This window comes from Azospirillum sp. UFLA03-27 (genome assembly GCF_059803775.1).
Genome location: NZ_JAUQTX010000423.1, coordinates 1 through 3,246 on the forward strand (window position 1 = coordinate 1; position 3,246 = coordinate 3,246).

At 70.4% G+C, this 3,246-nt stretch carries 3 protein-coding genes; 2 read left to right on the forward strand and 1 reads right to left on the reverse strand.

Translation table 11 applies throughout. The annotated features are described in order from the left end of the window. Window positions 1-104: 104 nt before the first annotated feature. Window positions 105-836: an ABC transporter permease gene (locus Q4I23_RS31795; protein WP_498528879.1), complete on the forward strand. Its 732-nt coding sequence runs from the start codon at window positions 105-107 to the stop codon at window positions 834-836. Further along, window positions 833-1,630: an ABC transporter ATP-binding protein gene (locus tag Q4I23_RS31800; RefSeq protein ID WP_498528877.1), complete on the forward strand. Its 798-nt coding sequence runs from the start codon at window positions 833-835 to the stop codon at window positions 1,628-1,630. The genes Q4I23_RS31795 and Q4I23_RS31800 overlap by 4 nt, the downstream gene beginning before the upstream one ends. Window positions 1,631-1,646: 16 nt before the next feature. On the opposite strand, the gene Q4I23_RS31805 is transcribed toward Q4I23_RS31800, so the two are convergent. Beyond that, window positions 1,647-3,221, reverse strand: coding sequence for a cation:proton antiporter domain-containing protein (locus Q4I23_RS31805; protein WP_498528878.1), 1,575 nt, complete (start codon window positions 3,219-3,221; stop codon window positions 1,647-1,649). Window positions 3,222-3,246 lie beyond the last annotated feature (25 nt).

Genomic DNA, 3,246 nt, shown 5'->3' on the forward strand with positions numbered 1-3,246 from the left:
CCCCCCCCCCCCCCCCCCCCCCCCCCCCCCCCCCCCCCCCCCCCTTTTTAATGCTCCGGCGACCACCGAGATCTACACTCGCGTATAATCGTCGGCAGCGTCAGATGTGTATAAGAGACAGCCTCGTCGCGGCGCTGGCCGGCTCGATGGCCGGGCTGGTCACGGCGACTCTGAACGTCCGCTTCAAGATCCTGCACCTGCTGGCCAGCATCCTGACCATGATCGCGCTGTTCTCGGTGAACCTGCGCGTGATGGGCCGCCCGAACGTGGCGCTTCTGATGCAGGACACGGTGCTGACCCCCTTCTACGGGCTGGGGCTGCCCGACCATGTGGTGCGGCCGCTCGTCGTGCTGGTCGTCGTCGTCGTAATCGTCCTGCTGCTGTCCCGCTTCCTGAACAGCGAGTTCGGCCTCGCTATGCGGGCGACCGGAGTCAACGCCCGGATGGCCCGCGCGCAGGGGGTGCAGACGGACTTCCACATCTACGCCGGCATGGCCCTGTCGAACGGGCTGTGCGCCCTGGCGGGCGCGCTGTTCGCCCAGACCAACGGCTTCGCCGACGTGACCACCGGCATCGGCACCATCGTGGTCGGTCTGGCCGCGGTGATCGTCGGCGAGACGGTGCTGCCGGCCCGCGCGATGCTGTGGGCCCTGGTCGGCTGCGTCGTCGGCTCCATCCTCTACCGTCTGGCGGTCCAGCTGGCCCTGTCGGCGGACGCCATCGGGCTCCAGGCCTCCGACCTCAACCTCGTCACCGCCGTCCTGGTCGCGGTGGCGCTGATCCTGCCGCGGATGCGGCTGAAAGCCGCATCGAAGAAGAGGGAGGCCGTCCGATGATCACGGTCAACGGCATCCACGTCACCTTCGGGCGCGGCACCCCGCTGGAGAAGCACGCCCTGCGCGGCGTCGACCTGACGATCCCGGAAGGGCAGTTCGTCACCGTCATCGGCTCCAACGGCGCCGGCAAGTCCACCTTCCTGGGCGCGCTGGCCGGCGACGTGATCGCCGAGGAGGGCAGCATCGCCATCGACGGGGTGGACGTCACCCGCTGGGCGACGCCGAAGCGCGCCTCGCTGGTCGCCCGCGTCTTCCAGGACCCGATGGTCGGAAGCTGCACCGCCCTGACCATCGAGGAGAACATGGCGCTGGCTGCCGCCCGCGGGCGCCCCCGCGGCCTGGGCTTCGCCCTGCGCGGCGACCGCCGCCGGCATTTCCGCGAGCGCATCGCGGAGCTGGGGCTGGGGCTGGAGAACCGGCTGCACGACCGCATGGGCCTGCTGTCCGGCGGGCAGCGGCAGGCGGTCAGCCTGCTGATGGCGACGCTGGCCGGGTCGAAGATCCTGCTGCTCGACGAGCACACGGCGGCGCTCGACCCCGGAACGGCGGAGTTCGTTCTGGGCCTGACCCGCCGCATTGTCGAGGAAAACCGGCTGACGACGCTGATGGTCACCCACTCCATGCGGCAGGCGCTGGACTACGGCGACCGCACGGTGATGCTGCACGAAGGGCGGATCGTACTCGACGTGTCTGGGGAGCAGCGCGCCGGGTTGGACGTGCCTCATCTGCTGGCGCTGTTCGCCAAGCAGCGCGGCGGCGAGGACATCACCGACGACAACCTGCTGATCGGCTGAGGCAGGGGAGGGGGCGTCAGACGGCCTTGCGGTCGCGCTCCTTCACCGGTTCCTCGCGGTCGGCCTCGAACAGGGCCTGAAGCTCGGCAGCGGCTTGGCGGGAGGTCTGGATCAGGCGGTTCTCGTCGTGATGGACCGCGTGCTGCCGGATCAGCGTGCGCTCGTCATGCTCGCGGAAAGTGTCCAGCGTGTGGCGTGTCTCCTCCGGCGGCAGGCCCAGCGATTCCAGCACGCCGCCGGTCAGCCGCAGGCTCGAATCGTAGGTCTCGCGCACGAAATGGGTGACCCCGCGGTCCATCAGGAAATGGGCATGGCGGCGGTTGCGGGCGCGGGCGTGAATGACGAGGTGGGGGAAATGGCGGGTCGCCAACTCCACCACGCGCAGCGACTGCTCCATGTCCTCCAGCGCCACCACCAGCACCTTGGCCTTGTCCGCTCCGGCGGCGCGCAACAGGTCGAGCCGCGACGGGTCGCCGTAATACACCTTGTTGCCGAATCGCCGCACGACGTCGACCTGCTCAGCGCTCTGCTCCAGCGCCGTGAAGGGGATGCCGCGCAGCCGCAGCACGCGCCCGACGATCTGCCCGACCCGGCCGAAGCCGCAGATCAGCACCGGCGGCTCCCCGTCCGGCGCGATGGTGTCGTAGGGGCGGACGGGCTTCACGATCAGCCGCGGCGCCAGCCAGCGCTCCTCCGCCGCGAAGACGAAGGGGGTGGCGATCATCGACAACGTGACCACCAGCATGGCCGTCGCCGCCTGTCCTCCGGTCATCGCCCCGACGCCGACGGCCAGCCCGAACAGCACGAAGCCGAACTCGCCGCCCTGGCTCAGCACCGTGGACAGCCGCACCGATCCGCCCGGACGCAGGCCGGACAGACGGGCCAGCCCGAACAGCGCCGCCGCCTTCAACGCCATCAGCCCGAGCGCCAGCGACAGGTAGCGTACCGGCTCGGCCATCAGCGCCGCCACGTCGGCCCCCATGCCCACCGACACGAAGAACAGGCCGAGCAGCAGCCCTTCGAACGGTGCGATGTCCGCCTGCACCTCGTGCCGGTATTCCGAATCGGACAGCAGCACCCCGGCCATGAAGGCGCCGAGCGACATGGACAGCCCCGCCCAGGCGGCGAACAGCGCGGTGCCCAGCACGATCAGCAGGGCGGTGGCGGTGAAGATCTCCGGCGTCCGGGCGCCGTCCACGATGCGCAGCACCGGGCGCAGCAGGTAGCGCCCGCCGGCCAGGATCACCGCGACCGCTCCGCCGGCCTTCAGCACGGCCAGCCACGCCGTTCCGGCGTCCGGCACCTCCCCGGCGCCATGGCCGAGCAGGGGCAGCAGCGCCACCGCGGGGATGATCGCGAGGTCCTGGAACAGCAGGATCGAGAAAGCGCTGCGCCCGGCGTTGGTGGTCAACAACTCCCGCTCCGCCAGCATGGGCAGCACCATGGCGGTGGAGGACAGCGAGAGGCCGAATCCGGTCACCGCGGCGGCGGCGGGGGTGAATCCCAGCAGGAAAATGGTGGCGGCGGCGATCACGACGGCGGTCACCGCGACCTGCGCGCCGCCGAGCCCCAGGACCTGTCTCTTATACACATCTCCGAGCCCACGAGACTATAAC

Bases quoted from the DNA above. Each gene is read 5' to 3' on its own strand.
- Q4I23_RS31795 (WP_498528879.1), top strand. From the start codon at position 105: ATGTGTATAAGAGACAGCCTCGTCGCGGCGCTGGCCGGCTCGATGGCC.
- Q4I23_RS31800 (WP_498528877.1), top strand. From the start codon at position 833: ATGATCACGGTCAACGGCATCCACGTCACCTTCGGGCGCGGCACCCCG.